At 42.3% G+C, this 26996-nt stretch carries 30 protein-coding genes, 2 pseudogenes and 1 riboswitch; of the genes and pseudogenes, 10 read left to right on the top strand and 22 right to left on the bottom strand.

The window, feature by feature from the left end; genetic code table 11:
- The first annotated feature begins 85 nt into the window (after positions 1-85).
- The 4 genes and pseudogenes from ACR65H_RS14065 (at position 86) to ACR65H_RS14050 (ending at position 3155) form a co-directional block, all read left to right on the top strand.
- A pseudogene (locus tag ACR65H_RS14065) lies at positions 86-987 on the top strand (cation diffusion facilitator family transporter).
- Between the two features lie 51 nt (positions 988-1038).
- On the top strand, positions 1039-1599 hold the full coding sequence (locus ACR65H_RS14060) for a branched-chain amino acid aminotransferase (RefSeq protein WP_440501056.1): 561 nt from the start codon (positions 1039-1041) through the stop codon (positions 1597-1599).
- Positions 1596-2552, top strand: coding sequence for an RNA methyltransferase (locus tag ACR65H_RS14055; RefSeq protein ID WP_440501055.1), 957 nt, complete (start codon positions 1596-1598; stop codon positions 2550-2552). Before ACR65H_RS14060 ends, ACR65H_RS14055 begins: the two co-directional genes overlap by 4 nt.
- Before the next feature lie 36 nt (positions 2553-2588).
- Positions 2589-3155: a SurA N-terminal domain-containing protein gene (locus tag ACR65H_RS14050; RefSeq protein WP_440501054.1), complete on the top strand. Its 567-nt coding sequence runs from the start codon at positions 2589-2591 to the stop codon at positions 3153-3155.
- A 96-nt stretch (positions 3156-3251) separates the two neighbouring features.
- Here the strand turns inward: ACR65H_RS14050 and ACR65H_RS14045 are convergent, their stop codons facing one another.
- From ACR65H_RS14045 to ACR65H_RS13995, 11 genes and pseudogenes are all read right to left on the bottom strand, one after another.
- Complete coding sequence (locus ACR65H_RS14045) at positions 3252-3743, bottom strand: GyrI-like domain-containing protein (protein ID WP_440501053.1); 492 nt, start codon at positions 3741-3743, stop codon at positions 3252-3254.
- Between the two features lie 74 nt (positions 3744-3817).
- Entirely contained in the window at positions 3818-4363 is a 546-nt protein-coding gene (locus ACR65H_RS14040; RefSeq protein ID WP_440501051.1) for a GNAT family N-acetyltransferase, read from the bottom strand.
- 72 nt (positions 4364-4435) lie between these two features.
- Entirely contained in the window at positions 4436-4945 is a 510-nt protein-coding gene (locus ACR65H_RS14035; RefSeq protein ID WP_440501050.1) for a GrpB family protein, read from the bottom strand.
- Positions 4946-4984: 39 nt separating this feature from the next.
- On the bottom strand, positions 4985-6250 hold the full coding sequence (locus tag ACR65H_RS14030) for a serine hydrolase domain-containing protein (protein WP_440501049.1): 1266 nt from the start codon (positions 6248-6250) through the stop codon (positions 4985-4987).
- Between the two features lie 20 nt (positions 6251-6270).
- Positions 6271-6702, bottom strand: coding sequence for an NUDIX hydrolase (locus ACR65H_RS14025; RefSeq protein WP_440501048.1), 432 nt, complete (start codon positions 6700-6702; stop codon positions 6271-6273).
- 17 nt (positions 6703-6719) lie between these two features.
- Positions 6720-7271: a histidine phosphatase family protein gene (locus ACR65H_RS14020; RefSeq protein WP_440501047.1), complete on the bottom strand. Its 552-nt coding sequence runs from the start codon at positions 7269-7271 to the stop codon at positions 6720-6722.
- A 30-nt stretch (positions 7272-7301) separates the two neighbouring features.
- A pseudogene (locus ACR65H_RS14015) lies at positions 7302-7409 on the bottom strand (protein kinase); the annotation flags it as partial.
- Between the two features lie 113 nt (positions 7410-7522).
- Positions 7523-8641 carry an RNA-guided endonuclease TnpB family protein gene (locus ACR65H_RS14010; RefSeq protein ID WP_440501253.1) on the bottom strand — a complete coding sequence of 373 codons (1119 nt, stop codon included), beginning with the start codon at positions 8639-8641 and terminating at the stop codon, positions 7523-7525.
- 410 nt (positions 8642-9051) lie between these two features.
- Positions 9052-10428 carry a leucyl aminopeptidase family protein gene (locus ACR65H_RS14005; RefSeq protein WP_440501046.1) on the bottom strand — a complete coding sequence of 459 codons (1377 nt, stop codon included), beginning with the start codon at positions 10426-10428 and terminating at the stop codon, positions 9052-9054.
- A 71-nt stretch (positions 10429-10499) separates the two neighbouring features.
- On the bottom strand, positions 10500-10655 hold the full coding sequence (locus tag ACR65H_RS14000) for a hypothetical protein (RefSeq protein WP_440501045.1): 156 nt from the start codon (positions 10653-10655) through the stop codon (positions 10500-10502).
- Between the two features lie 16 nt (positions 10656-10671).
- The gene (locus tag ACR65H_RS13995; protein WP_440501044.1) at positions 10672-11127 is read right to left on the bottom strand and encodes a hypothetical protein; all 456 of its coding nucleotides are present in this window, start codon (positions 11125-11127) and stop codon (positions 10672-10674) included.
- 175 nt (positions 11128-11302) lie between these two features.
- Between ACR65H_RS13995 and ACR65H_RS13990 the strand changes: the two genes are divergently transcribed.
- Both ACR65H_RS13990 and ACR65H_RS13985 read left to right on the top strand, forming a co-directional pair.
- A complete protein-coding gene (locus tag ACR65H_RS13990; RefSeq protein WP_440501043.1) occupies positions 11303-11626 on the top strand; it encodes a PadR family transcriptional regulator in 324 nt (107 codons plus the stop codon).
- Positions 11619-12650, top strand: coding sequence for a DUF4097 family beta strand repeat-containing protein (locus ACR65H_RS13985; RefSeq protein ID WP_440501042.1), 1032 nt, complete (start codon positions 11619-11621; stop codon positions 12648-12650). Before ACR65H_RS13990 ends, ACR65H_RS13985 begins: the two co-directional genes overlap by 8 nt.
- A gap of 104 nt (positions 12651-12754) precedes the next feature.
- On the opposite strand, the gene ACR65H_RS13980 is transcribed toward ACR65H_RS13985, so the two are convergent.
- The gene (locus ACR65H_RS13980) at positions 12755-12985 is read right to left on the bottom strand and encodes a hypothetical protein (protein ID WP_440501041.1); all 231 of its coding nucleotides are present in this window, start codon (positions 12983-12985) and stop codon (positions 12755-12757) included.
- Between the two features lie 150 nt (positions 12986-13135).
- On the opposite strand from ACR65H_RS13980, the gene ACR65H_RS13975 reads away from it, so the two are divergent.
- The 3 genes from ACR65H_RS13975 (at position 13136) to ACR65H_RS13965 (ending at position 15360) form a co-directional block, all read left to right on the top strand.
- On the top strand, positions 13136-13588 hold the full coding sequence (locus ACR65H_RS13975) for a YaiI/YqxD family protein (RefSeq protein WP_440501040.1): 453 nt from the start codon (positions 13136-13138) through the stop codon (positions 13586-13588).
- Positions 13589-13736: 148 nt separating this feature from the next.
- Positions 13737-14816, top strand: coding sequence for a type III polyketide synthase (locus ACR65H_RS13970; protein WP_440501039.1), 1080 nt, complete (start codon positions 13737-13739; stop codon positions 14814-14816).
- A gap of 10 nt (positions 14817-14826) precedes the next feature.
- Complete coding sequence (locus ACR65H_RS13965) at positions 14827-15360, top strand: isoprenylcysteine carboxyl methyltransferase family protein (protein ID WP_440501038.1); 534 nt, start codon at positions 14827-14829, stop codon at positions 15358-15360.
- 34 nt (positions 15361-15394) lie between these two features.
- Here the strand turns inward: ACR65H_RS13965 and nhaC are convergent, their stop codons facing one another.
- The 9 genes from nhaC to ACR65H_RS13920 form a co-directional block, all read right to left on the bottom strand.
- Positions 15395-16774 carry a Na+/H+ antiporter NhaC gene (gene nhaC / locus ACR65H_RS13960; protein ID WP_440501037.1) on the bottom strand — a complete coding sequence of 460 codons (1380 nt, stop codon included), beginning with the start codon at positions 16772-16774 and terminating at the stop codon, positions 15395-15397.
- Between the two features lie 386 nt (positions 16775-17160).
- A complete protein-coding gene (locus ACR65H_RS13955; protein ID WP_440501036.1) occupies positions 17161-19227 on the bottom strand; it encodes a catalase in 2067 nt (688 codons plus the stop codon).
- A gap of 73 nt (positions 19228-19300) precedes the next feature.
- Entirely contained in the window at positions 19301-19660 is a 360-nt protein-coding gene (gene crcB, locus ACR65H_RS13950) for a fluoride efflux transporter CrcB (RefSeq protein WP_440501034.1), read from the bottom strand.
- On the bottom strand, positions 19657-20034 hold the full coding sequence (gene crcB / locus ACR65H_RS13945; RefSeq protein WP_440501032.1) for a fluoride efflux transporter CrcB: 378 nt from the start codon (positions 20032-20034) through the stop codon (positions 19657-19659). The genes crcB (ACR65H_RS13950) and crcB (ACR65H_RS13945) overlap by 4 nt, the downstream gene beginning before the upstream one ends.
- Complete coding sequence (locus ACR65H_RS13940) at positions 20031-22181, bottom strand: ATP-dependent helicase (RefSeq protein ID WP_440501030.1); 2151 nt, start codon at positions 22179-22181, stop codon at positions 20031-20033. The genes crcB (ACR65H_RS13945) and ACR65H_RS13940 overlap by 4 nt, the downstream gene beginning before the upstream one ends.
- Positions 22182-22295: 114 nt before the next feature.
- Positions 22296-22481 carry a hypothetical protein gene (locus ACR65H_RS13935; protein ID WP_440501028.1) on the bottom strand — a complete coding sequence of 62 codons (186 nt, stop codon included), beginning with the start codon at positions 22479-22481 and terminating at the stop codon, positions 22296-22298.
- Positions 22482-22544: 63 nt separating this feature from the next.
- Positions 22545-23072, bottom strand: a complete 528-nt coding sequence (gene lepB / locus ACR65H_RS13930) for a signal peptidase I (protein WP_440501026.1) — start codon at positions 23070-23072, stop codon at positions 22545-22547.
- A 70-nt stretch (positions 23073-23142) separates the two neighbouring features.
- Positions 23143-23736 carry a histidine phosphatase family protein gene (locus ACR65H_RS13925; RefSeq protein ID WP_440501025.1) on the bottom strand — a complete coding sequence of 198 codons (594 nt, stop codon included), beginning with the start codon at positions 23734-23736 and terminating at the stop codon, positions 23143-23145.
- Between the two features lie 20 nt (positions 23737-23756).
- The gene (locus ACR65H_RS13920) at positions 23757-24545 is read right to left on the bottom strand and encodes an alpha/beta fold hydrolase (protein ID WP_440501024.1); all 789 of its coding nucleotides are present in this window, start codon (positions 24543-24545) and stop codon (positions 23757-23759) included.
- A 77-nt stretch (positions 24546-24622) separates the two neighbouring features.
- Here ACR65H_RS13920 and ACR65H_RS13915 point away from each other — a divergent pair, with 77 nt between their 5' ends.
- Complete coding sequence (locus ACR65H_RS13915; protein ID WP_440501022.1) at positions 24623-25135, top strand: gamma carbonic anhydrase; 513 nt, start codon at positions 24623-24625, stop codon at positions 25133-25135.
- A 235-nt stretch (positions 25136-25370) separates the two neighbouring features.
- Here ACR65H_RS13915 and metK read toward each other — a convergent pair whose 3' ends face one another.
- Positions 25371-26573 (bottom strand): methionine adenosyltransferase, encoded by a 1203-nt coding sequence (metK, locus tag ACR65H_RS13910; RefSeq protein WP_440501020.1) that lies wholly within the window; start codon positions 26571-26573, stop codon positions 25371-25373.
- Positions 26574-26759: 186 nt separating this feature from the next.
- Positions 26760-26877: riboswitch (SAM riboswitch) on the bottom strand.
- Positions 26878-26996: the final 119 nt, after the last annotated feature.

Raw genomic sequence — 26996 nt, 5'->3', positions numbered from 1 at the left:
ATAAATTATATTCCCATGAATCCCTGACAACAATATGTCAGGGGTTTTTGTTTCCCCGGGGAAAATCATTTTGGAGGCATAGTAAATGACAACTAATCAAAACCATTCCATCGCGTCTGTTTTTGCAATTTGGATCAGCTTGATGAGCAATATTGTGTTGACTGTTTTAAAAATTCTCGTTGGCGTCCTGTTCAACAGTCCCGTGTTGCTTGCGGACGGCTTCCATAACGCTGGGGACGTTGTTGCATCTGCAGCTGCCCTTACGTCCATGCGGTTTCCCAAAGGCCTGCTGATGATGACCATCCATACGGTCATGGAAAAGCGGAGGTTATTGGATCAGGCATCGTTGCGATTATTTTAGGAATTGCCGCCATTTATATTGGGTATGAAGCTGTTAAAACATTTTTTGAGGAACCAGCTAAAGCAAGTGTGATTGCATTAATCACCGCAATCATCTCCCTTGTTTGGAAGCAGGCACTTTATATATACACGATGCGCGTCGGAAAAAAAGTGAATAGTAAAGGATTAATTGCAACGGCGTACGACCATTTGGCGGATGTCTATGCTTCCCTAGCCGCTGTCGTCGGTATCGGCTTGGCATTGATTGGCGATGCCTATCAGATCCCCCTGTTGTCGTACGGAGATCCATTTGCAGGTGTGATCGTCTCCGTGCTTGTCCTCAGACTTGCATATGAAATCGGGATAGAAGCGATGGATATACTAATGGAAAAGAACGTGTCGGAAGACCGTCTTCAGGAATTTGCAGCGTTAATCCTAACCATACCTGAAGTGAAACGAATCGACCGATTGCGCGCACGTGAGCATGGTCATTATGTCCTCGTCGACTTGCGAATCGGCATTTCTGGAAATTTGACAATCCAAGAAGGCCATGATGTCTCAAGTAAAATCCGGAATTTGATCATCAATGAACACGCCGATGTGGATGAAGTGCTCATCCATTTGAATCCCTGGTATCCGGGTGAATAGAAAGTGTGCTAAGAAGTAAGGTATACTGTTGAATGAAAAGGAGTGTCTACCATGTTGAAAGATAAAATTGCGCAACTAGTCGCTGAGAACGGGCCATTGTTCCCGTTTGAAAAAGAATACGCTGTGAAACAAGGATTGATTGATGACAACGCTGAGTTTGAAAATAAAGAATGGATTTTCCCAGTCATAGAGAGATGCCTAAAAGAGACAGAAGAGGTCATCAAAGAGGAATCGGATTCATTTATGAATAAACCTGTCTCCTATTTCTCCAAAAATGCCGAAGAGTTTTTGTATGTTGAATCAAATGCTTTTGAAACGATTGGGGTTGATGGAATCGCTTTTGAGATGGATGATGTTTTCGAGACATCGACTGTCCTTTTCGGATTGAAAGTACAGAAAAAATGGGGTTCTTTCCTGAAGGATTATTTAGAGGCGAATGTCGGTTCAAAAACCTATAGTGCCATGTTTTCAGACCAGGACGGACTATGGGATATCAATATACCGCTTGATCAATTAGACGGCTTCGATAAAGAAATGTCAATAAAAGATGCTATGGATCTCGCCTACCGTTTCATTTTCAAGTTGCTAGCAGCAATCGAGGCAGCAAATTGAAGCATGCATTCGAAACGGAAACCCGGGAATTCATTTACACATATGTAAGGCAAGTAGACGAGCATGATCTTTGCCGATTGGAAATGAGAGCGTTCTTCGGCTTTGACAGTCCGATGAACGTCATTACAAGTAAAGTGAAGATTGACCCGAGCAGGAGCCCTTTCATGAAGGAGCGTCTCGAAATCCTGTTCTCCGAAAACGATTTGGAAGAAATAATAAAGCAAGCATCTGAATTCGTCAGCCATAAAACATTCAAGGTGACGTGCTTGAACTCGATTGCCCTTGACTCTACTGCCAAGCTACGTCAACCGGAAAGGCGCAGCATTGAGCGGGAAATTGGAGAAGTAATTCAAGGGGAAGCAGAACTGCTGGAGCCGGAAGTGAACTTTGGAATTGTTTTCCTTGGAGGAGACTGGCATTTCGGCATTTTGCAGGAGAGCGAGCCGATTTGGCGATTTCATATGCAAAAGCCCCATATGTATTCCACTGCTTTAAGCACCCGTGTCGCAAGAGCTGTTGCTAATATTGCTGTCCCCCATCCTGAAGGCATTAAGGCGATCGATCCGTGCTGCGGAATTGGAACCGTTTTGGTGGAAGCGCGGTCCATGGGTATTGACATGGTCGGTAGAGATATCAACCCTCTCGTCTGTCTTGGCTCGAGAAAGAACCTCGCCCATTTCGGATTGGAGGGGGAAGTCGTAAAAGGCCCTATTTCCGAAGTGACAGATACATATGATGCAGCGATTATTGATATGCCCTACAATCTGTTTACACATATTACCGCTGAAGGACAACTGGACATTCTAAAGAATGCTAGACGGATAACGAAGCGACTCGTCGTCGTCACGATTGAACCGATGGATCATATGATTACGGAGGCAGGCTTTACGATTGTTGACCGCTGTGTAGCGAAAAAGGGGACGTTCGAACGGCAAGTCGTTGTTTGTGAATGAATGAGGAGTATTCATGTAAACAAAGGGGTGGGGTGATTGAGAAGATTTGCGAGTGTCATGTTTCTTAGTTGTTTAATGATTCTTGCTGGATGCAGCTCTATTTCTAAGTACGATGATGAAGATGTTGCTGCTGTTGTAAGAGGGGAAGAAATCACAGTCGGTGAGCTGCGGTTTTTGTATGAGGATGATAAAGTTTTAGAGAATCTTGATGGGATGATCAAAGCGACATTAGCCGTTCAAGAGGCGAAGAGATTGGGTCTTGATGTCTCTAAAAAACTACAGGAAATCCAGGAGACAAAAAATTCAGTTCTTGAGCTTTACCCTCCAAAGGAAGACGTGAGCGAAAAGGCAAAAGACATGCGTCAATTTGCAGAATCACAGGCTAAAAAGTTAAACATGGATTCCGATGAGTTCATCGTTAAACATTATGAAATCATGAGTGAAATGAGCGCCTATATGATTGCTTACATTGAAGAGAAGCTTGGGCAGCCATTTGAATCTGTCGCAGTTGATGAGGCTGAAGGATTCGACAAAATAGCAAATGAGTTGTTGAATAAGTTAGTGGAAGATCATAAGGATGAGATTGAGAAATTTATAAAATAGGCATTTAGAAAAGCTGTATAAAGGACAAAACATATTTAAACGATAATATGTTTTGTCCTTTTATTAATTGGCCAATAAGCCCTCACACTATCACATTTATTTCCTCTTACTTATAGGAATTAAGATATCAAAATGAGGATTATTAAAATCGCGGTCATTTGGATATCTTTCGTGTTTTATCGGTAGTCTATCGTAATATTCCACATTGGGCTCAGTATAAGGCTCGTAATCGCTTGCCTGAAGCCAATGATAGATATTATCGTAAGTTTGACCAATGTTTTGATCTTTTTGATGATGTATCGTCAAGTAGATCATTTTCGGCACAGTTATTTCTACCATACCCTCGGGAAGCTGTTGTTCTTCGGTAACCTCATATACAGAATAGTGTACAAACCCATCCGGTCTAAGATGATATGACAGTCCTAATTGCATTTTGGGATTGATTGCATGATTTAACTCCCCTACTCGATTACTCATGCTTGTAATAAGTTCTTTCAAAGTACTAACTTCTGTGTATGGACCTTCCCACTTTAGTCCGATTCCTCGATATTCGGGTATCTCAACTATTTCATAACTAGAGTTTTTCATTATAATTCCCCTTTGTATTTTATCCATATAATGATCCATTTTGATTTCCCTTTTGTTGAGTTATGTTATGCGATTTATTTCCTCACCCACTCATGTTCTAAAATGCTGTATAAAAGAGAATCACGCCAACCATCTTTCAGTAATAAATCCTCACGCATCCTACCTTCCTTTATCATTCCTACCTTTTCTAAGACCTTTGATGATCCTATATTCCTTGGATCACAAGTCGCGTAAATACGATGTAAATTAAAATTATTAAAACCGTATTCAATTAACAGATTCGCTACTTCTGTCGCAAATCCCTTCCTCCAGTATTGAGGATTTACTATGTATGCTATTTCTCCGACGTTATTGCTAAAATCTCTAATATTCATCTCACCTGCACCAATCATTTCTCCACATTCCATTACAATTACTGCAAAGACAAACCGGCTCCTCGGTTCTTTTTTTGCATCTATTAGAACTTGCTTCACAAAATCCTTAGATTCTTGCTCGGAATTTGGCCCCCAAGGCTGATATTGACAAACGTTTTCTTGCGAGGCATATTTGTGAACATCTATCCAATCTATTTCTTCCATTTCCCGAAGAATAACTCTTTCGCTTTTTAGGTAGTTGATCATATACGATCCCCCATTCGTTCTTCTAATAAATAGCAGTTGTTTATGATGACTTCTATGAATTTATAATTATGATTATTGGCTTTCATACCAATTCAACGCCCTGTGTTCCAATTCCTTTACGAATGGCTTTTTTGCTTTGCTGTAAAAAGCTGTGTCATCATATTGCTTAGCTAACTCTTCTTTCAAATATGTATATCGCTCTACTTCTTCGGGATGAGTTCTTAAGTAATCTCTCATAACTAGATGTCTTTGAATGTGTGGGTTATCCTTCTGATAAACATGAATATGATGGGTTCTGTTTTCCCCGCCTTTACGAAATAACCGCCGACCTTGAATTCCCCATTCGCCTGCAACATCATATCCATGTGAATGCATCTTTTCATTAAACGTATCGATTTTATTGATGTCATTTACGAGACACATCATATCAATGACGGGTTTTGCCTTCATGCCAGGAACTGAGGTACTCCCGAAATGTTCAAATTTGATGATTTCCTCCCCGAATAGACCTCTTAAGAAAAGAGCTTCATCATTGAACATTTGAACCCAATTTTCATCATACTCCGACAGCCTGATCTTCAAATAAATTCCTCCTGAATTTAATCGGTTCCAAACCCTATTTCACATGTTCGACTTTACATATCCAAAAAACGATAATTCACCGTTTTCGTTCTCCACAATACTGTATGGATGGACTTGATCAAAATATTTTCGGACAAATCTCCCTTCACCTACTGGATAGATTTCAATATGGAGATTGCCGGAGAATCTCGTAAAGTATAATTTGCCGTTAATGAATTCTATTTCAATTTTATCTATCAAGTATGTCCCGCAATATTTTTTCAGCTGACTTTCATTGAGTGGAATCTCTTTATGAATTACCGGAACATCTACTTCAACATGATGCATAATATCGGAAATTGCATTACCCAGTCTGTACTGATTTATCGCCTCATTATTGGAAAGAATAATGATACATAGATCTTCATCGAAAAAATTTTGCATATAAGTACTGATTCCTAGATGATCCCCTCCATGGGAATACTTGTCTGTGCCGTAAACACGTTGATGCTCGAGTCCATAGCAATAATTATTTTTGTTCACACCAAAAAACCTAGAATAAACTTTCTCGGACAATAACTTCCGATCCCGCAAACACGTATACCATTTGTACAAATCATTGCAGTTCGAAACGATGGCACCTGCACCGATACTATATTTCTCATTATAATACGGACTTTTTATTGTTGTATCAAAATCTTTTACATAATTACTTGATCTGTTTTTAATCGGTTTGCAACCATCATCAACATTGCTGCTCATCAGATGTAAAGGGAGGAATATGTGGTTTCTTAGAAAATCTTCATATTTTTCGCCTGAAACATTTTCTATAATCCACGCAAGCAAATTATAGTTCGAGTTATTGTAATCATATTCCGTTCCCGCATCTATCGTAGGCTTTTTATTAATATACCTTTGGAAGAATTCGTTTCGTGAATAATCCGTTCTATTGTAACCAGCAAAGAAGTCATTATTGAAGTTTGTGAAGTTAAACAAACCAGAAGTATGTGATAATAAGTGATGGACAGTGATCGATTCGTCAATTTGCATTTCAGCAGGGAGGTATAATTGTGCAGGTTTATCGATATCTAGCACTTTCTTATCATAAAGTAGCATAATCGCAAAGGCGGTAAACTGTTTTGACAAGGAAGCGATAGAGAAGCACGAATCGATTTCATTTTTTATTCCAAACTCGATACTCGCATAGCCGTATGCATTTTCAAAAAGCACTTCCCCTTTTTGAGTCACTTGAATAACTCCGTAAAAATCCCACAACTTTAGGTATTCGTTAATATATGCCTCTAGTTTTAATTGTTGTGCTTCCATAAGTTCACACTTCCTTACCACTAAAATTCCACATAAAAAGGTTGAATACTATTATCAAGACAGTACTCAATTCTTTGCCTGAAATTCCCTAGAGTTACCATCTCTAAAGCTTGCTCTATAGAAAAAAATCCAACTTCTAAACTTTCCGGAGAAGTTGTTAATTTGCCTCCAATTGGCTTAGCTAAAAACAACGTATTACAGATTGATTTGTTTACATTTTGAAATATTCCACAAAACTTGAGGACTTCAATTTCAATACCGGACTCCTCTCTAGTTTCCCTAATTGCGGCATCTTTCAAAGACTCGCCTTCCTCAACGATTCCACCTGGCATTTCCCAACCTCTCATCGGTCCTTTAATTAACAGGATTTCCTTTTGGTCATTGAGTACAATAGTTGCAGCTGATACAAAATGTTTAGGTGGTGTGTAAACTTGTGTAGTATTTTGGCCCAAAGATATTGCCCCCTCTATTATGTTATTTGAGTTTCTATATATTTTTTAAAATAATATATCTTATAATCACCCGTATCAGAGGAAAACTTCAGTACATTTCCATCAGTAGGTATCCCTTTGAAATAGGCGCCAATACAACCGGTAGTACATCTATGACCGGCTACAAGAATATTCCGTTCATCATTTCCATACTGTTTTTCAAGTTCTTTCATAAAATCAAACACCCTTCTAACAAATTCTGCTGGTTCTTCAACCCCTTTATAAATTGAGGAATCTGGTAATGATCCAACCATCTTTACTTCGCTGATATGTAACCCGTCAGCTTCTCCTAAATCAAATACGTCCAATCGATCATCCACAACAGCTTGTAGCTCGGTAATAATTTCCGCAGTTTGTACAGCTCTTTCTTGTGGGGAAGAAAAAACAAAATCAAACTTTACTTTTTGTAATATCTCTTTTAATGCTTCAGCTTGTTGTACTCCATGCTCGTTTAGCGGCACACCCATTCTCCCCTGCATTTTTCGGTCTTTATTCCAATCTGTTTGTCCATGCCTTACTACATAGATCATGGAAAACTCCCCTTTAATATGTTTTCTTTTCTAACCTAGCACCGAATTATTCCGTTCAATCCTCATCCTAAAATGGTTCATAATCCTGATCTGCTCTTCTGTTAACTTTTCTTTATTCCAGTACATATGCAGTGAACTACCCACCACTTAACGCTTAGCGTTTGAACTGGGGGCTTCTCGACTTATCGCTGCTTTTACTAGCCAACGAAAACTGACCGAGCTAACCCTCTTGTTCCAAGAGTTCTGTTTCATCAGGACAAATCCAATATCAACCGTCCCTCGTTCTTGATGTTGATAGCGGCATTCCAATCCCGATCGATAACGAATCCGCAATCGCAATTGAACGTCCGTTCGGAAAGGTGTAAGGCAGCATGCATATGACCACAGGCCGAACAGGTCTTGGAGGAGGGGAACCATTTGTCAATCTTGATGAGTTGCTTGCCTTGTTCATCCAATTTATAACGCAAGAATGTCGTGAACATCCCCCATCCGTTGTCGGCAACGCTTTTGCCGAATCGGAAGGCCTTCGACATCCCCTTCATATCAAGATTTTCGATGACGACACAATCATATCTGTTTGCTAATTTTCTTGACTCTTGATGAAGGAAGTTCTTTCGTTGGTTTGCCACTCTTTCGTGGAGTTTGGCGACTTTGATTCGCTGCTTTTTCCAGCGGGAGGAGCCATTCATCATGTTGGACATTTTTCTTTGTTCCTTTGCCAGTTTTCCTTCTGCCTGTCGATAGAACCGTGGATAATAGGCTTTCTTACCCTCTTCGCTTTCGACAAAAAGTCCATCCATGGCAAAATCCAATCCGACGACATGGTTGATTTCTTTTTTGACCGGATTGTGTTCGTATTCTGTGAGTATGGAAACATGGTATTTTCCAGTGGCTGAACGGGAAACGGTGCATGACTTGATGACATGATGGGATGGGATTTCGCGATGCTGTTTCATTCTAAGGGGTGTGAGTTTCGGTAGTTTGATATGACCAGCAAGAATCTTGATGTTTCCGGTGACCATGTTTGTCGTGTAGGACTGTTTAGACTTACGATTCTTGAATTTCGGATACTTCGTCTTGCCTAAGAAGAAATTGGAGAATGCCCTTTGCAGATTCAACTGGGCGTTGGCGAGTGCCAGGCTGTCAACCTCCTTGAGCCACTCAAATTCTTTCTTGTATTTGGCGGGAGTAGGAAACTTCTGCTTCCTCAGTAATGCCTTGTTGTCTTTGTATTTTTCATAGGTTTCCTTGCGTTCCGCCAGCATTTTATTGTAGACAAATCGGACACAGCCGAATGTCCTGACCAAAAAGTCTTCCTGCTCCTTTGTCGGAAAGATTCGAAATTTGTATGCTTTATTTGCCACTCCAATCACCTCATTTCAGAGTAATAGGAATACTTGTTCCTATTATATCAATGAAAAGCGGTGTTGGCTATTGCCAACCGAAATTCATCTCCCTCTTACCGTTGGGTTTCACCCTTCACACGCTTGAAGAGGGAGAACTCTTTCGGAATTTCATTAAAAAACAGATATTTTCTTATACTCTTGTTATCTTACACTATATTGCCAATTTGAAATCAAATGTTATAACAAACATTATATAGGAAGGCAGTGTCCTGGGAGTAAAAGCGGTAGGGTGACGTACTTTGGGCGCAGGATGGCTTGCTTGGACGTGAGTCGAACTGCTTTGGACTCGTAACGGCCTACTTTGGGCGTTGGCCACTATCCGAGTCAAAAAAAGCAGTCCAGACGATTCTCTGGACAGCTCCCTTTTCGTTATTTTATTTTGAGATTTCAACAGTGTAGTCTGCTAACAAACGTGCACCATAGCCTGTTGCTGATTTAGCATAATAGCCTGATGCGCTTGACTTGCTCATCATACCCGCCATGTCAACATGAAGCCATTTGCTGTTTTCTGGTACGAAGCGACGTAGGAACAGTCCTGCAGTGATGGAGCCCGCAAAGTTCAATGAACTGATATTGTTCATGTCTGCGTAATCACTTGCCAATGACTTGTCATAAGCTTCTACTAACGGCATCGGCCAGACGTAATCACCGTTTCTGTCTCCCACTTTTTTCATGACGAAAGATAATTCTTCATCCCCAAAGACACCGCCAATTTCAGAACCTAATGCATTTACGATCGCACCAGTAAGTGTTGCGATGTCAACGATGTATTCCACATTTAATTCTCCTGCGCGGATAAGTGCATCCGCCAAGATGAGGCGTCCTTCTGCGTCTGTATTGCCTACTTGAACTGTTTTTCCGTTTTTATAACGTATCACTTCGCCAGGGAATACGGAATTTGCATCCGGTGTATTTTCTACCATTGGAATTAAAGCAACGACATTCACTTTCGCCTGTGAATCAACGAGAAGCTGCATTGCTCCTGCAACTGCTGCAGAACCTCCCATGTCCATACGCATGCTGCTTAAATCTTTTCCGCTTTTCAGGCTGATTCCGCCTGTATCGAATGTAACGCCTTTTCCGACGAGCGCAACAAGCGGTTTGGACGCATCTCCCTCATAACGAATCTCAACAAATGATGGATTGTATTTACTGCCACGGTTTACAGTCAAGAGACCGTTCATTTCCATCTCTTTAAGCTGCTCTTTGCCGTGTACTGTTATTTCAACGTCTTTCCCTTCAAACTTTTGCTTCAATACTTCCGGATACGTTTCAGGATTCAAGACATCTGACAATTCATTCATCAAGTCACGAGAGAAAGCAGTTGCTGCTGCACGGATTTTACCCGATTGAACAGCTGCTTGCGCGTCATTTCCATCGATTTCAAGCTCAGTACTGAATCGCTCTGCTTCAGATTTATATGATAGGAATTGGTAGGAACCGAGATCCCATCCTTCTGCAAATGCAGTTGTGACTTCCACTTTGTCCAAGCCGACAAACACATTTCCTAGTACGTCTTCCTTTACAATCGCCTTGTCCACTTTTTGTCCTGCCAATTCACGCGCAATGTCACCTGCTGTCGAACGAACTTTTTCCATGTTTGCCTTTTCAGCTTCCTTTATGACGACATAGTGTGTGTCATCGATTAAGACCGAGCAATGAGTTGCTTTTTGCTGCGCGACGAAATTTTTTCGTGCTTCGTTTCCGCTAATCAATTCATCTTTTGCGAAAATGAGTTTTACTTCTGTCATTTCCATTCCCCCTACGGCTATTTATTTCGATTACAGAAATAGTTTACCATAAGTCAGCTATTTTAAAAGAATTATCTTTTTTCGGATATGACTAAGAAGAACGTCGCAACAGGACCGAATAATAAAGATAATAAAAACCAATTCAGTCCGCTTCTATTTTTCCCTTGCGCGATTCCTGCGTTGATTAACGCTAGTGTACCCCATCCTACAAAATAGCTTCCTTCCATACTATTTCCCCCTCACTTAGATGTCTGTTTTTCCTGCCTGTTCTTTGAGAAAACCAGCCGCTTCCTGTACATCGTTCGTGCAGTAGAGCGTCTTACTCGCGTCCATTACGACCCGATCTTCCGCGTCAATATAATCTGCAAGCGGAATCGTATTAAAAAACTTTTTCCATTTATGCTTTTGCTCAAGCAGTTTAATTTCCTTCTCAACATCCTCATTGATAATTTCATTTATCATAAAAACCGTTTCATTCATGTCCACTTTTGGAAAACGCTTTGAAAGGATATTCAATTGATCTTCATCCCAGCTAGCCTGCACTAAAGAAGACGTAGATCCAACATTCTCAGCTACATCCATCAATTCATCCGTCCACGTTTCATATTGGGCATCGTCAAGTTCTTGGACCGATATGATGCCAACGTTGAAATAGATTCTATTCGCTTCTTCCGCTTTCGATTTTTTTCTGCCAAACATACAAAACACCTCCGTACTTGCTACCTTCTATACGTCTCATCACAAGAAAAGTTTCGGTGTAAATATTTTCTACAGTACCTTGCAATGAATAATACCATGTGTTATATTGTTCCTAATCAGTATGTTTGATAAGTCAGTAGTGTTCAATAAACAGTACTGGAAAGGAGAATGATCCATGAATATCCAATTTAAAAAAGGCGTATTGAATCTATGTGTCCTCGTGCTTTTAGACAAACAGGATCGCTACGGCTATGAGTTGGTACAGAAAATATCCGACCAGATTTCGATTTCTGAAGGCTCTGTCTATCCGTTGCTTCGCCGCCTGACGAAAGAAGGTTATTTTACGACATACCTTCAGGAATCGACGGAAGGGCCTCCCCGTAAATATTACAAATTGACGGAGGCTGGGCGAGAGTATTTGCATGAACAATTGGATGAATGGCGCAGTTTTACGGATGGGGTTAATACATTGATCGAGGAGGGCGTTCGCCATGACTGAAAACCAATTTATCAACGAGCTTGAAAACGCTTTGAAACGTTTGCCTACTGATGAAAGAAACGATATTCTCCAAGATATCCGCGAATATTTCTCGGATGGCCGCGAGGATGGGAAAGCGGAAGAAGAAATTGCAGCTTCTCTTGGTTCACCTGCAAAAATTGCGGCTGAACTATTGGAAGCGTACCCATTCAAAGAGACAGCCGAGATGAGTGTGAGCCCGACAAGCGAAGTGATTACACTACAAGATAATAGTTTTACAAAAGTGGATATCGACGTACAGCATGGAGCACTCACCGTCTTCCCTTCCGATACGACTGAAACGAGAGTCGAATTGACGGGGTCTAGAGAAAAACTGGAGTTAACGGCTGAAGTTCTCGGAGATACTCTAAGAATCAAACTGAAAAACAAAGCACACTGGTTATTCTTGTTCAATTTCAATACGAAAGGTGTGGCATTGAACGTGTTTATTCCAAAGAAATTGTATCAATCCATTTCCATGAAATCGGATAATGGACGGATCAACGCCGAAAAATTGATTGGGAAACAAATCGAGTGCCGCACTGATAACGGACGTATCGAATTGGCTGAACTTGCAGCAACTTCTCTTGAAGCAGAGACGGATAACGGCCGGATTGAAATTTCGAAAGTGCAGTCAGACCGCCTGAAAGCAAAAACGGATAATGGTCGGGTGACGCTTAGAAATATCGAAGCTGATACGATTCATGCTGAATCGGATAATGGTCGCATTGAGTTCGACGAAGTTGAAGGCGAGCTGACGGCAATTACGGACAACGGCCGAATCATTCTTGCCGGGGAACATTTGGATCGCAACATCGATTTCCAAACGGATAATGGAAGCATCGAAATTACAACGACACACAAAGCGTCCAACGCGACGATCTTGGCAAAAACCGGACACGGGCGAATTGATGTTTACGGCGAGCGGAATTCACGCAGTCGCTTCGGAGCGGAATTGCATCAAATTCGATTGAAATCTGATAATGGAAGAATTACAGTAAAATGATTCCTTAGTCCCTTTTTGGTGATAACTGAACAGATTCAATAGATAACTACACACATTCGATAGATAACTATTCCAAAAACAAAGAGGGCGAAACTTCGCCCTCTTTAACTGTTTATAGAGTTCTGATAATCACTATCATTGTTTTTAAAGTTCTCGGCACCAACCCGTTTTTTAATTTCCTCTTCACTTAATGGCGGTGGAAGTTGATCTGCGGGAATAATCTCTTCCTCTTTGTACACTTGGTTCCTTTCAACCGCTGCGTTCCTAGCATTAATTGCACGTCCATAACTTTCAGACTCTTCTATCGTCATATTTCCTTCCTCTTCCATTTTCATTCGTGCCCCGCTCCTTTTTCCATTTTTATATTTACTTACCCTTCTTGAATGAAATGAAAACGATTGAATATGATATAGTGAGGCATCAATCCATGTATAGTATGATTATAGAAATTCGCTTTCATACTTTAATTGAAAAGAGGTCTTGCCATGGTTATGGTTTTTGTGGATGCAGATGGCTGTCCGGTCGTCAATGAAACGATTTCAATTGCAAAGCAATTCAAACTGCCTTGTACGCTTATTTGCGATACAGCTCATGAAATGCATCGGGAAGGTGCGGAGACGATTATCGTTTCCAAAGGTGCAGATGCTGTCGATTTTGTTCTAGTTAATAAAGTTCAAAAAGGTGATATTGTCGTCACCCAAGATTATGGATTAGCCGCCATGGTGTTGGCGAAGCAAGGCCATCCGATCGATCAGAACGGCAGACTGTATACAAATGAAAACATTGACCAGCTTTTATTCGCAAGGCATACTGCACAGAAAATCAGAATGGCGGGAGGACGACTCCGGGGTCCGAAAAAACGATCAAAAGAAAACAATGAAAGATTTAAAGAGAAATTTCGAGAGCTATGCAAATTACTCCTATCACCAACCGATTAAGGCCCGCTCTTTTGTCGGGCTTTCATATTCGATTCTCCTCATTCATAAACTATTGTAATTTCTTCTACCATTCTTCATCCAACTTTCAACGATGTTTAGTAACTGACTGCTAAGGTAACAGAATGATAAACATATCGGAGGTCTTTCCATGCCAAAAATTCTTTCCGTCAGCACCGTATTGCCCCCTCACGAGGTGAAGCAAGCGGAAGCAGTTGCATTGACCCGCTCACTTTTCAGCCGGAAATTCAAAGATATTGAACGGCTTTTGAACGTATTCCAAAACGGTGATATTGAAAAGCGGGATGTTTGCATGCCACTTGAGTGGTATGGCCAAGCACATGATTTTAAAGAGCGGAACGACTTATACATTAAGCATGCCATCGATTTAGGCGTGCAAGCTGTACAAGCCTGCCTGCAACAATCAAGTACGTTGACTAATGAAGTCTCCCCTTCAGAAATTGATGCCATTTTCTTCATTTCAAGCACTGGTATCGCTACGCCAAGTATAGAAGCTCGCATTATGAATAGGCTTCCTTTCCGTGATGACTTGAAACGGATTCCGATATGGGGGCTAGGCTGTGCAGGAGGGGCTGCCGGCGTGAGCCGAGCTTTCGAATATTGCAAAGCATTCCCGAAGGCAAATGTGTTAGTGCTCTCCATCGAACTTTGCAGCTTAACGTTTCAAAAAGACGATTATTCGAAAAGTAATCTTGTTGGGGTATCATTGTTTTCCGATGGAGTCGCTTGTGCACTAATATCAGGTGATCAATCCGAAATTGCTGTCAACATCCCTGTCCCTTCCATCATCGGCACAACGTCAAAATGGATGCCTGACTCCGAGGACGTCATGGGATGGGATATTCAAAACAATGGGCTATACGTCATTTTTTCGAAAAGCATTCCATCGATCATCACTAATTGGCTCGGGCCGTTCGTACATGAATTCCTTGGTTCTTACAATCTTCTAAAAGATGATATAAATCATTTCGTAGCACATCCTGGAGGCAAAAAAGTATTGACGGCGTATGAGGATTCATTGGGTTTCGATAGTTCAATGACTGATATTTCGAGGGATGTGTTACGAAATCACGGTAATATGTCTTCCCCTACAGTCCTTTATGTACTTAAGCGATTCATGGAAACGGAACCATCCGCGGGCGATTATGGATTGATGGCCGCTCTTGGCCCAGGTTTTTGCGGTGAATTGCTATTGTTGAAATGGGAATGAGGTGCCTGAATTGATATTCAGTATTGTCCTAACCATTGTCATTTTGCAGCGAATCATCGAATTGTTCATCGCTAAGCGCAACGAAAAATGGATGAAAAGCGAAGGTGCTTTTGAAGCAGGCACATCCCATTATCCATTTATGGTCGCGATGCATGTATTCTTTTTTATTGTGCTCATTGCGGAAGTTACATTCCTCCACCGCCAGCTTTCGTCTTTATGGCCCATCTGGTTAGGAATCTTTTTAGCTGCTCAATTTTTGAGGATATGGTGCCTCACTTCGTTGGGAAAATATTGGAACACAAAAATCATCGTCCTCCCAAATGCGCAGGTCGTCCGGAAAGGACCGTACAAGTGGATCCGTCATCCGAATTATATTATCGTCGCAACAGAATTGCTTGTCCTTCCGTTATTATTTAATGCTTTATTTACAGCTATCATCTTTTCACTTCTTAATATTTGGATGATGTCTGTCCGCATACCCGCAGAGGAACAAGCACTTCGGAAAGCGACGAACTATACGGAAGAATTTCAGTTGAATAAATGACAAAACACCGGGAAGTCTCCCGGTGTTTTGTTTTTCAAGTCGTACGCGTCAATGTTTTCCCCATATACCCGAAAAGAATCGTCAAAATCGGCGATAGCAGGCAGAAGAAAGCGAAAAACATATAGTCGATTGTGGAAACGCCCAACACGTCAGAAATGAAAATACCGCATACACTCCATGGAACGAGCGGATTCACAACCGTTCCTGCATCTTCCATCACTCGACTCAAGTTTTTATTCGCCAAGCCAACTTTTTCGTACTGTGTTTGAAACGCCTGCCCTGTCAATAAAATTGATAAATATTGTTCGCCAATCAAAACGTTTATGCCGATGGCTGTCATTGCCGAAGCCGTAATGACAGAAGAAACTTTCTTCAAAAGCATTTCGACCTGTGCCAACAAACTTTGGACAATCCCTAACGTAAATAACAATCCTCCCATGCTCAGAGCCAATAGCACTAAAGCTACTGTGAACATCATGCTCTCCATTCCGCCACGTGTGAGCAATGCATCTACATCCGCCACACCCGTCGTGGAAACAAATCCGCTAAACAATATGCCGAGCACTTGCGAAAATCCAATGCTTTGATGGAGGAATGAAAGAGCAACCGCCACAGCTGAACTGATCGCCAGAGTAAGAAAGGCAGGCACTTTCGCAATCGTCAATACAAATAAAGCAACAAGTGGAATGACCGTATACCAATGGATCATCCCTGTTTCCAGCAATGTTTCTTGAAAAAGCGCAATCTTGTCGAACTCTCCTGTCGTGACGGATGGCGATAATACTCCAAACAAAAGTAAGGATAAGAAAAATGCAGGAATCGTCGTCCACCCCATATTGCGGATATGCTCGAAAAGATCGACTCCTACAATCGAAGACGCAAGATTCGTCGTATCGGACAACGGCGACATTTTATCCCCGAAAAACGCTCCCGAAACAATAGCACCCGCCGCAATTGGCAGCGAAAGTTCAAGAATGCTAGCCATTCCGATGAATGCCACACCGACCGTTGCAACCGTTGTAAGGGAGCTTCCTACCGAGACGCCGACAATCGCGGTGACGACGAAGACAATCGCAAAAAAGAATGTAGGTGTGATTAAGTGAAATCCTGCGTAAATCAACGTAGGAATCGTCCCGCTCATCATCCAGCTGCTTATGAGGATGCCGATGAAGAAAAAGAGGAAGACCGCTCCCATGCCGGCTCCAGCGCCTTCCACCAATCCTCTTTCAAGTTTCTTAAAAGGGATCCTTTTCAACAGGCCATATCCAATCAATAAAAGAATCGAAAATAGAATCGGCAAATGAGGAACGGAATCGAATGTAATTATACTGACACTGATCATCGCCACGATGCCGAAAACAAGTAGGGCAGATTCCCAAAATGCTGGCGAATGGATCGCTTTTATTTGAAACATATCATGAACTCCTCCTTAGATCTATACTAAACAGAAAGAACCCCTTCCATCCCTTGGATAAGGGACGAAGGAGTTCTCCGCGATACCACCCTGATTGACGACAGGCAATCCTGCCGTCCACTTCATTTTCATCGGAGAAAAGCTGTCGGTGTACTTCATGCCTGCTGCTGCCTGAACTTGCACTATCCATTCAGTCTCTTTTTGCTGCCCGCAACAGGATTACTATGTCGACTCTCCGAATATTATTCGTTTCAAACTGTTGAATGATTATGTTTGTATATTACCAGCCCTGACGGATAAGTCAACAGTCCTTCAGTCCGATTTTCAAATTCAACAAGAAAAATTGCCATCCCTGTCGCATAAACAGGTATGGCAACTTAATAATCCTATTCTTCCCAGCCGTACACTTTCCGGTTCCAGTGGCGATGTGCAGCTACAGCATTGATAAAGTTGTCTGCAAATGCACCATCATTCTCGTTCACAATGATGCCAGGCCCCGCTTCTGCGTCAGACACCTCAAAAAATATTTTTCCAGTAGACGCGATGCCAATCGGCTTGTAATGCTTATATGATTCATTGATGAAATCGACAATATCCATTGTGAATTTCTTCATATTGTCCGCCTCTCCGCCAACTACATAAATTGCATCGTATAACGTCGGATGGACAGTTAAAAACGTTTCATCGATTTCAACCGCCAAATCATTTTCACCATAACGGACACCGAACTTATCTCCAACGAGGTCTACGCTCATCCCCGCGTTTAAGCACGAAGAAACTAACGTTTCTACCTCATCTCCATCGAATCCGCTTCCAATCAAGATTGCCACTTTACGCGTTTCTGGAAGCATAGCTGTTGTCAGTTGACTTAAAGCAGGCGATGACTCTGTGATAGGCGATTCTTCGACATCTGTTGGAAATTCAGCCCCAACAGCTTCAGCCAACGCCGTTGCCAACCCGACATCCACATTGGCAAACATATCAACGATTTGCTGTCTGACACTCCTACTTTTCACCTTGCCGACTTCGAAGCTGAAGGCATCGACAATGTGCTTTTTCTCCGGAATCGACATACTGTTCCAGAAAAGCTTCGCCTGTGAGAAATGGTCGGCGAATGACTCACTGCGTGCCTGTATTTTTCGGCCTTCGACTTTTTCTTGATAATGAACATATCCGCCTTCCTCTTCCGATGAAACGGTAGGCGTATTGTCCGCCAATGAATTTTTATGGTAGCTCACTTGGCCGACATTGATCGTCTGCCTGCCGTACCCGTCGCGCTGGTTATTATGGAATGGACAAACAGGACGATTGATCGGGAGTTCGTGGAAATTCGGTCCTCCCAATCTGATCAGTTGTGTATCCGTATACGAAAATAATCGCCCTTGCAATAATGGGTCGTTCGTGAAGTCGATGCCCGGCACGACATTGCCAGGATGAAACGCGACTTGCTCGGTTTCCGCGAACACATTATCCACATTCCGGTTCAATGTCATCTTGCCGATGATTTTGACGGGCACTTGCTCTTCTGGCCATATCTTCGTCGGGTCTAAAATATCGAAGTCGAACATGAATTCATCTTTTTCTTCGATAAGCTGAACGCCCAATTCAAACTCGACGAAATCTCCTCTTTCAATCGCTTCCCATAAGTCTCTCCGATGGAAGTCGGGATCTTTACCGTTGATCTTTTGGGCTTCATCCCAAACTAAAGAATGTACCCCGAGTTTCGGCTTCCAGTGGAACTTCACGAAATGAGCATTTCCTTCGTCATTGACGAATCGGAACGTATGCACTCCGAAGCCTTCCATCATCCTGAAGCTTCTTGGGATCGTTCGGTCGGACATATGCCACATGATCATATGTGCCGATTCCTGATTGTTTGCAACGAAATCCCAAAATGTGTCGTGAGCCGAAGCGGCTTGCGGCATTTCATTATGCGGCTCTGGTTTGACTGCGTGAACTAAATCTGGGAACTTAATGGCGTCTTGGATGAAAAACACGGGGATGTTATTTCCAACGAGGTCATAATTCCCTTCTTCCGTATAAAACTTCACGGCGAATCCACGGACGTCCCGCACCGTTTCACCGGATCCACGGCTACCTGCAACGGTCGAAAACCGTGTAAAAACGGGAGTCTTCGAACCTGGTTCCTGTAAGAAAGCTGCTTTCGTATATTTTTTCATCGACTCATATAATTCGAACTCCCCATGGGCTGCGTACCCTCTAGCATGGACGACCCGCTCGGGAATCCGCTCATGGTCGAAATGAGTCATCTTCTCACGGAAATGGAAGTCTTCCATAAGAGTTGGTCCCCGGTATCCGGCTTTTAATGAATGCTCATCTTCCGAGATTTTCAACCCTTGATTCGTCGTCATCTTCTTCCCTTTGTCGAGTGATCGATATTGTTCCAATTGTTTATCTTTGCTGTTGGCATCTACGGAATGGTTTCTATCCATTTCATTTCCTCCATTCGGTTTTAGTAGTCTCCTACTCTATTCCCGTCAAGAGATTCTCCAAACAAACAGCAAATTACCATAATTGACCGATGATAAATCCAAGATATGCTAAAAAGGCTCCTAATCCGAGGGTCAGAACACTATAGAGAATCGACTTTTTCCGTTGATTTCTCTTCCACAACTGAATTAGCTCCTTCATAAGCGTAGAAAAAGTCGTAAGAGCGCCCATCAAACCCGATGCAAGAAAGACTGCCCATAGCAACGGTAACTCGAATCCCAATATAAGACCGATTAGGAAAGAGCCTGTCAAATTGACGATCAGCGTCCCGATGGGAAACCCTTCCTCTTTATTCATCTTTGCGGAAATGAAAAATCTGAGGATGGCTCCGACAAATCCACCTGCTCCAATAACGACTGCTTCAACTACCGTCATGCTTTCACCATCCTGCGACCAATCATAAAGCCGAATAGACCTATGGCAAGCCCCCCGATAACACTTACCGCCATATAAAGTACAGCTAGCATCAATTGCCCATCTTGCATAAGGCTCACCGTTTCCATGCTGAAGGCGGAAAACGTAGTAAATGAACCGAGGAATCCTGTTGTCACCGCCATTTGAATCTGTTTATCTGCCGTGATCCTTTGAAGGGCGCCTGCACTGAGAAGACAAAGGATAAATGTTCCGATCAAATTGACAGTTAATGTCGACATCGGAAAATCTGATACATCTTTAAACAACCTCCCGATCCCTACCCGGCAAATTGCTCCGATCGCCCCAGCAATTCCGATATATAGGGCTTGCTTCATAGATCCACCCTCTTCAAGAGACGACGTAATAAAATCGTTTCAAGCAACAGCTGCTTTTCATTCTGCCCGAATTGGATTTGTATATTCTCTTCCCCAATTCCATTGATGACCCCTCTTCCGAATACACGGTGTACGACGTGCATACCGACGGATAATTCTGTCCTGTTAGCAATTCCATCAGGATCCGGCAATGTCGACAAATCAGCCTTCTGCAATTTTTCAGTGTTTCTCTTTTCAGGCTTCATTAAAATCGCCCGAACTTCATTCAAAAATCTTGAATCGTCTTTGGGCTTCCCATTCGCCTCTCGATAAGACAGCAACTCTAATCGTTCTTTTGCCCTTGTCATGCCTACATAAAATAGTCGTCTTGCTTCCTCAAGCAACATCGGGTCAGTTTCGTCTTCTTCGGATGGGATGATTCCTTTTACCAAATCAATCATGAACACACGCCTAAATTCCAATCCTTTGGCGCTATGAAAAGTCGATAACGTCAATGCATTTGCGGGTGGATTGAATTTCGCCTGTTGCACCGCCTGCTCCAATTCCTTCAAGCGATTCGCAAAATCAACCATTGTGCGCACTTGGGACGCGATTCCTTCAAGCGTATCAAGAATGCCAAGAAGCTGATCGATCCGATAACCGAATTTTGCCGCCCGACTTTTCAAAGCTTCCTCATATTCAAGTTCATATCGGATCATCCGGATTACTTGGGCTGGCCGCATATCGGGAATTTTTTTATAAACCTCAATGCAAGCATCCAATTTTTCGATTTGACTGCCTTTCAACTGAACCGATTGGATGAAAGATTCAAATACATTTCCGGATGTCGCTTTATTCATGAACCGGGATAACATATCGCGTGAAATGAAGAGATTCATTTTCATAGCAATTTTTGAGAAAACATCCTTCCTTTCTACATTAAAGCTGAGCCGCATAAAATTCAAAATATCTTCTACTACCCAATGGGAAAAGAATTTATCATCTGCGTCTTTCATGTAGAAAGGGATTCCCCTTCGATGAAGTTCGTTGACATACATTGTCGAGGAAGCATTATTTCTAAATAAAACAGCGACTTCTTCCAAGTTTTGCTCATCCAATAATTCATATGTAACATATTCCAATAGCCGTTTTGGGTCTTCGAATTGCTTCATGACAATCGGTCCCGCTCCTTCATTGTCTGTCCGCATCTCTTTCTTGTACCTTTGCTTATTGCGTGTAATGAATGTAGCTGCAGTTTCTACAATTTCTTTGGACGAACGGTAATTCTGCTCCATTCTAAGCAATTTTGCATCTGGGTACACTTGCTTGAAGTTCAGTAAGTAAGCGGGATCTGCTCCGCGCCACGTATAGATTGATTGATCATCATCCGCTACGACACAAAGATTGCCATGATGTGCAACAAGATGCTCGACAATCCGGTGTTGAACAAGAGAAGTGTCCTGGCTTTCGTCTGTCAAAACGTAGTCATACCGCGAGCGGAATTTTTCAGCAAGTTGTTCATCGACTCGTAACGCCTGTTCCGCAATGGACAGCATATCATCAAAATCGAGCAGAAGATGCCCTTGCGTTTTCGATTTAATTTGCTCATAGCCAAGCGCAATTGTACCTGCCTTGTCGAATGGAGCTTGAACTTGTTCCCATTCGTTGAAAGGAATCATCCTGTTTTTCAGAAAACTGATAAATGTCGACAGGGATGTCAATTCATCTTCTGTTCCTTCTTCCCGAACAGTTTCTTTATACAGACGTTTCAGCAACGACATTTTAGTGAGAGGCTGTTTCTGATTCCCTCCACCTTCAATCAATTCAAATGTAACTCCCGTCTTTTGCAAATAGGTTCGGGTAATTGTAAATGCGAGGCTATGAATCGTCGAAAAATCGACTGGAGAATGCTGTGGGAAAAAACGTTTAAAACGTTCTGTCATATCGCGTGCTGATGCTCGACTGAATGTAATTGCTTTTATGCGTTTCGGATTCGCATTCTTCTCTTCAATCAAATAGCCGATCCGCATAATCATCGTTGTCGTTTTCCCCGACCCGGGACATGCTAATAAGAGCAATGGACCTTCCGTTTGCTTAACGGCTTTTTTCTGGACGTCGTTCAATTGTATATGTAGTTCATTCTTTTTCCTTATAAAAAAATCAGTCATTGCATTGGTACTCCTTCTTCTTACGATGTTCTTAATTTACCATACGAACGCACATTTTGTAGACTTTATGGTCGCGAAAAAAACAACCTCTGCAATTTACGCAGAGGTTGTCGATTAAAAGCCGCCTGACTCGAGCCTATCGTTTTGAATGTCCACTTTTTTCTTCTTGCTGCCTTGATACGCTGTGGAGGCTACTTCGTTCGTATGCCGCTGTTCGTCGGTATACTCGGTTCCCGCAAGTTGAGCCCTGTTCGTATTGTCTTTAGTGCTGCTCTCATTGTTTTTATGTTCTTTAGACAATTCAATCGCTCCTTCTTTGGTAGTCTGTATAGGAATACCCTTTTAAAGGAGAGTTAATCCCAGTTATTTAGGGACGCCGATTGAATGTAAGGGATAAAACCTGAAACCGACCTTTCCAACGACCGAGGCTTCATCGATACAACCGATTGCTCGGCTATCCGTACTGTTCCTCCGATTATCGCCCAACACGAAAAGCTGTCCTTCAGGCACTGTAACTTCAAAGTCCTCTGTCAATTTTTGATCTTTGAAAAGTTGTTCCTTATTTGCTTGGATATAGTCCTCTTCATACTCTTTCCCGTTAATGAAAAGCCTGTCATCTTTCATGACAACTGTATCCCCCGGCAAGCCGATCACCCGTTTAATATAATCTTCTGTCGAACCGGGCGCATGGAAAACTACTAAGTCAAAATGATCAAGTTTATGGATTTTTGAAATGATGACTCGGTTTTCCGATTCGAATGTCGGTTCCATGGATTGACCGGAAACGATGACTGGTGAGAATAGGAAGTGCCTAATGACAAACACGAGAACGAATGCAACTGCAATCGCTTTAATCCATGAGAAGATTTCAGAAGTTGTTTCTTTTTTCATATGGAAGCCCCCGATCTTACAATTTATATAGTATATAGTATAGCCTAGTCAACGTATGAATGGTTCACATTCAGAGAACTTGCTGTAAATGCGCAGTGCAATTGAACAGATGGCAATGGTTTTCTTCATCGTTCAGCTCGACAATTGTCACTGATGTATTATCAAGATTTTCTTCATAGACAGTTTCAGTTACAAGCTCATTCAACATCCGCTTAATGAAGCTCCCATGGCTGACGACTAACACATTTTTACCGGGATGCTTCTTTTTGATTTCATCAATTGATTCCAACCCCCGGGAAATGATGGACTCTTGTGATTCAAATCCCATGTCGAGTTGTCTCCAATCTACCCCCCACTTCTCGATACGCTCCGCTTCAGTCGTACCTTCTACCAAACCTCCGCCGATTTCACGCAATCTTGCATCTTCGACAAGTTCTACACCAGGTATTTTCGCAGCAATAATTTCTGCTGTCTTCTTTGCCCTTAGGAGATGACTCGTATAAATGACATCCCACTCCCCAGTAGACAACCTGTCCGCTACACGCTCCGCCATTTCAATCCCTTCTTCATCCAACGGGACATCTGAACTGCCTTGCGCTCTACCTTCCTTATTCCATGCTGTCACACCATGCCTGACAAACCCGATAATCGTCAAATTGACCATTCCCCCTTACAGTTTTTACTTTAAACAATATAGCCGAGCGAACGAAGTACGTTGTTCATGAATGATTCAATGTACAAATACACTTCCTCCCGCTCTGGTTCTTGATAAAGGTCATGATAAAGCCTTTTCCATTCCTTATAATGAAATTCGGAAAGATTTTGGCTCAACAACCATCTTTTCGCAAATGAAACATCGGTAATTTTATCATGTTCTCCTGTCTGAATAAGAACTGGCGTGTCAAAAATGCTTTCTTCATGACTTGTGACGGATTTCATCGTCGCAAGCAACTCGCGATACCAAGATGCGACGACTACAGAACTATAGTCCCTATCATTCTGAAATTCTATGTACATATCGTAATTACGCGTCAGTAATTCAATTGTAATGTCATGGTTCAATTTCATAGAACTTGAAAGTTTCGTCAGTACTCCTGAAAACTTGGATGGCTGATGTTTAATGGAGAGCCAAGGGGAACTGAAAATGAAGCCCGCGCATTCCAGCTTCTCGCGTTGCAGAATATGCATGACAATCGTTGCGCCAAGTCCGTGTCCAAGCACGAATAAAGGCAAATTATCCTGCAATGCAATATCAATCAATTTTTTTACATGCTCCACATATGACTCAAACGGTTCGTCATGGATCCGCCTCCCACTTTCAGAACCGTGTCCGGGCAAATCGGTTGTGACGACATGGAAACCCCCGTTTCGAAGCTTTTGGATGAGCCACGCATAGCGCCGATGATGTTCGTAAGCATTATGGACAATCGCAATCACTGCTTTTGGTTGTCCTTCCGCCTCCCATTTCCACACGGCACTCACCTCCCCTATCTGTAGATGTTTTATGTTACGATAAATTATACATGATTTTTAGAAAAGGAGAGACGTTCATGATTTATCCTTACAACGGAAAAACCCCACAAATTGATCCAACCGTCTACGTTGCGGATTATGCAACGATTACTGGCGATGTAACGATCGGGGCAAACAGTTCCATTTGGTTCAATACGGTCATCCGAGGAGATGTCGCCCCGACGATTATCGGTGAGCGAGTGAGCATCCAAGATTTAAGCTGCCTACACCAAAGTCCAGGAAAAACATTGCTGATTGAAGATGAGGTTACAGTTGGCCATAAGGCGATTTTACATAGTTGTATTGTTCGTAAAGGTGCACTCATCGGCATGGGAGCCATCATTTTGGACGGAGCTGAAATCGGCGAGGGAGCATTCATCGGTGCAGGCAGCCTCGTACCACCAGGCAAGAAAATACCGCCTGGTTGCCTAGCTCTTGGCTCACCAGCGAAAGTCGTCCGTGAATTGAATGATGAAGATCGAGCAGAGATGGAACGTGTTTTGAATAGCTATGTTGAAAAAGGCAAGATTTATAAAGAGATGCAAATATAAACTAGGTGCTGTCCAATTGGGCAGCATCTTTATTTATTTAATCCCATTGATCATCACTTTTTATCACTATTTATAACGCTATAATTTTCGTTAGGTTCCTCCTTTTAAATTATGACGCTTCGTGAAATTAATGAGCCTTTACGAAATTCTTTGATTCCCTGTTCTATTGGCTAAATAAAAAATCAGCAGTACTCATCAATTATTCGATGAAGTGCTGCTGATATTCTTTCAAATATTAAACAGTCAAGCCAGCCTTTGCGATCAAATCTTCCGCTTTGTCTGTCTGCTCCCAAGGGAGTTCAACGTCAGTACGTCCGAAATGGCCGTATGCCGCTGTCTGTTTGTAAATCGGACGGCGAAGGTCGAGCATTTTAATAATGCCGGCAGGACGTAAATCGAATAGTTCACGTACGATTTCCACTAGCTTACTTTCCTCGACTTTTCCTGTTCCGAACGTATCGATTGAAATGGAAACTGGTTTTGCAACACCGATCGCATAAGCCAATTGAACTTCACAACGATCCGCAAGTCCCGCAGCAACGATATTTTTCGCAACATAGCGCGCAGCATATGAAGCAGAACGGTCCACCTTTGTCGCATCTTTTCCGGAGAATGCACCGCCACCATGACGCGCATAGCCACCATATGTGTCAACGATGATCTTCCGGCCAGTCAAACCGGCATCCCCTTGTGGTCCGCCGATGACGAAACGGCCGGATGGGTTGATGAAGTATTTTGTTTCTTCATCTAATAATTCTGCTGATACGACTGGATAGATGACATGTTCTTTAATATCACGTTGAATTTGCTCTAAAGTGATATCAGGATGATGTTGAGTAGAGATTACGATTGTGTCAATCCGAACCGGGTTATTATCCTCATCATACTCAACTGTTACTTGCGTTTTACCGTCTGGTCGCAAATAATCAAGCGTATCGTCTTTTCTCACTTGCGCAAGTCTGCGTGAAAGTTTATGCGATAAGCTGATCGGCATCGGCATAAGCTCAGGTGTTTCATTGCAAGCATAACCGAACATTAGCCCTTGGTCTCCCGCTCCGATCGCTTCGAGCTCTTCATCCGTCATTGTCCCTTCACGTGCTTCAAGTGCTTGATCGACACTTGCCGCGATGTCAGGAGATTGTTCATCGATGGACGTCAATACAGATGACGTCTCCCAGTCGAATCCGAACTTAGCGCGTGTATAGCCAATTTCCTTCACTGTATCCCGTACGACTTTCGGGATGTCAACATAAGTTGTTGTCGTAATTTCTCCGATGACTAAAACGAGTCCTGTTGTAATTGTCGTCTCACAGGCTACACGTGCATTCGGATCTTCCTCTAAGATGGCATCCAAAATGGCGTCAGAAATCTGATCGCACATTTTATCCGGATGGCCTTCAGTTACCGATTCTGAAGTGAACAATCGGCGATTTGTCATTGTAATTTCCTCCTTAAAAGCTTGCAAATATTGATACGGTACTCTAATTGTCCCAGTAAGTTCAGCGCCTAGAGAGTCGACGTCAACATACACAAGGATTAAGGGCTTGATTCATTCAATAAAAAAGCCCTTCGCTCACGTAAATATACATGAGGAAAGGCATAATTTCAAAAGCAGCACCTTTCACTCTTATCGTCCAAGGAATTCACCTTGCTCCAGGTTTGGCACCTTCTCGCGGCCAATAAGGTCCACGCAGGTTGCCGGGCTTCATAGGGCCTGTCCCTCCGCCAGCTCGGGATAAGAGTATCCGTTCAATAAATAATCCTACGAAAAAGTTTGTACTTTGTCAAACATTTTATGCATATATACTTGAGTTTTGAATTAGTATAGATTATTATTCTAAATGTGTTATACTATTTACGA

Source organism: Sporosarcina sp. SAFN-015 (genome assembly GCF_059415085.1).
The sequence above is the reverse complement of the archived record's forward strand: the minus strand, read 5'-3'. Positions and strand labels throughout refer to the sequence as shown.

Bases quoted from the DNA above. Each gene is read 5' to 3' on its own strand.
- ACR65H_RS13915 (WP_440501022.1), top strand. From the start codon at position 24,623: ATGATTTATCCTTACAACGGAAAAACCCCACAAATTGATCCAACCGTC.
- ACR65H_RS14045 (WP_440501053.1), bottom strand. From the start codon at position 3,743: ATGAAAAACTCTAGTTATGAAATAGTTGAGATACCCGAATATCGAGGA.
- ACR65H_RS14000 (WP_440501045.1), bottom strand. From the start codon at position 10,655: ATGGAAGGAAGCTATTTTGTAGGATGGGGTACACTAGCGTTAATCAAC.
- ACR65H_RS13925 (WP_440501025.1), bottom strand. From the start codon at position 23,736: ATGGTCAATTTGACGATTATCGGGTTTGTCAGGCATGGTGTGACAGCA.
- ACR65H_RS13990 (WP_440501043.1), top strand. From the start codon at position 11,303: ATGAATATCCAATTTAAAAAAGGCGTATTGAATCTATGTGTCCTCGTG.
- ACR65H_RS13940 (WP_440501030.1), bottom strand. From the start codon at position 22,181: ATGACTGATTTTTTTATAAGGAAAAAGAATGAACTACATATACAATTG.
- metK (WP_440501020.1), bottom strand. From the start codon at position 26,573: ATGACAAATCGCCGATTGTTCACTTCAGAATCGGTAACTGAAGGCCAT.
- ACR65H_RS13970 (WP_440501039.1), top strand. From the start codon at position 13,737: ATGCCAAAAATTCTTTCCGTCAGCACCGTATTGCCCCCTCACGAGGTG.
- ACR65H_RS13985 (WP_440501042.1), top strand. From the start codon at position 11,619: ATGACTGAAAACCAATTTATCAACGAGCTTGAAAACGCTTTGAAACGT.
- nhaC (WP_440501037.1), bottom strand. From the start codon at position 16,774: ATGTTTCAAATAAAAGCGATCCATTCGCCAGCATTTTGGGAATCTGCC.
- ACR65H_RS13980 (WP_440501041.1), bottom strand. From the start codon at position 12,985: ATGAAAATGGAAGAGGAAGGAAATATGACGATAGAAGAGTCTGAAAGT.
- ACR65H_RS14030 (WP_440501049.1), bottom strand. From the start codon at position 6,250: ATGGAAGCACAACAATTAAAACTAGAGGCATATATTAACGAATACCTA.
- ACR65H_RS13975 (WP_440501040.1), top strand. From the start codon at position 13,136: ATGGTTATGGTTTTTGTGGATGCAGATGGCTGTCCGGTCGTCAATGAA.
- lepB (WP_440501026.1), bottom strand. From the start codon at position 23,072: ATGAAAAAAGAAACAACTTCTGAAATCTTCTCATGGATTAAAGCGATT.
- ACR65H_RS14040 (WP_440501051.1), bottom strand. From the start codon at position 4,363: ATGATCAACTACCTAAAAAGCGAAAGAGTTATTCTTCGGGAAATGGAA.
- ACR65H_RS14005 (WP_440501046.1), bottom strand. From the start codon at position 10,428: ATGACAGAAGTAAAACTCATTTTCGCAAAAGATGAATTGATTAGCGGA.
- ACR65H_RS14020 (WP_440501047.1), bottom strand. From the start codon at position 7,271: ATGATCTATGTAGTAAGGCATGGACAAACAGATTGGAATAAAGACCGA.
- crcB (WP_440501032.1), bottom strand. From the start codon at position 20,034: ATGAAGCAAGCCCTATATATCGGAATTGCTGGGGCGATCGGAGCAATT.
- crcB (WP_440501034.1), bottom strand. From the start codon at position 19,660: ATGACGGTAGTTGAAGCAGTCGTTATTGGAGCAGGTGGATTTGTCGGA.
- ACR65H_RS13995 (WP_440501044.1), bottom strand. From the start codon at position 11,127: ATGTTTGGCAGAAAAAAATCGAAAGCGGAAGAAGCGAATAGAATCTAT.
- ACR65H_RS13955 (WP_440501036.1), bottom strand. From the start codon at position 19,227: ATGGATAGAAACCATTCCGTAGATGCCAACAGCAAAGATAAACAATTG.
- ACR65H_RS14060 (WP_440501056.1), top strand. From the start codon at position 1,039: ATGTTGAAAGATAAAATTGCGCAACTAGTCGCTGAGAACGGGCCATTG.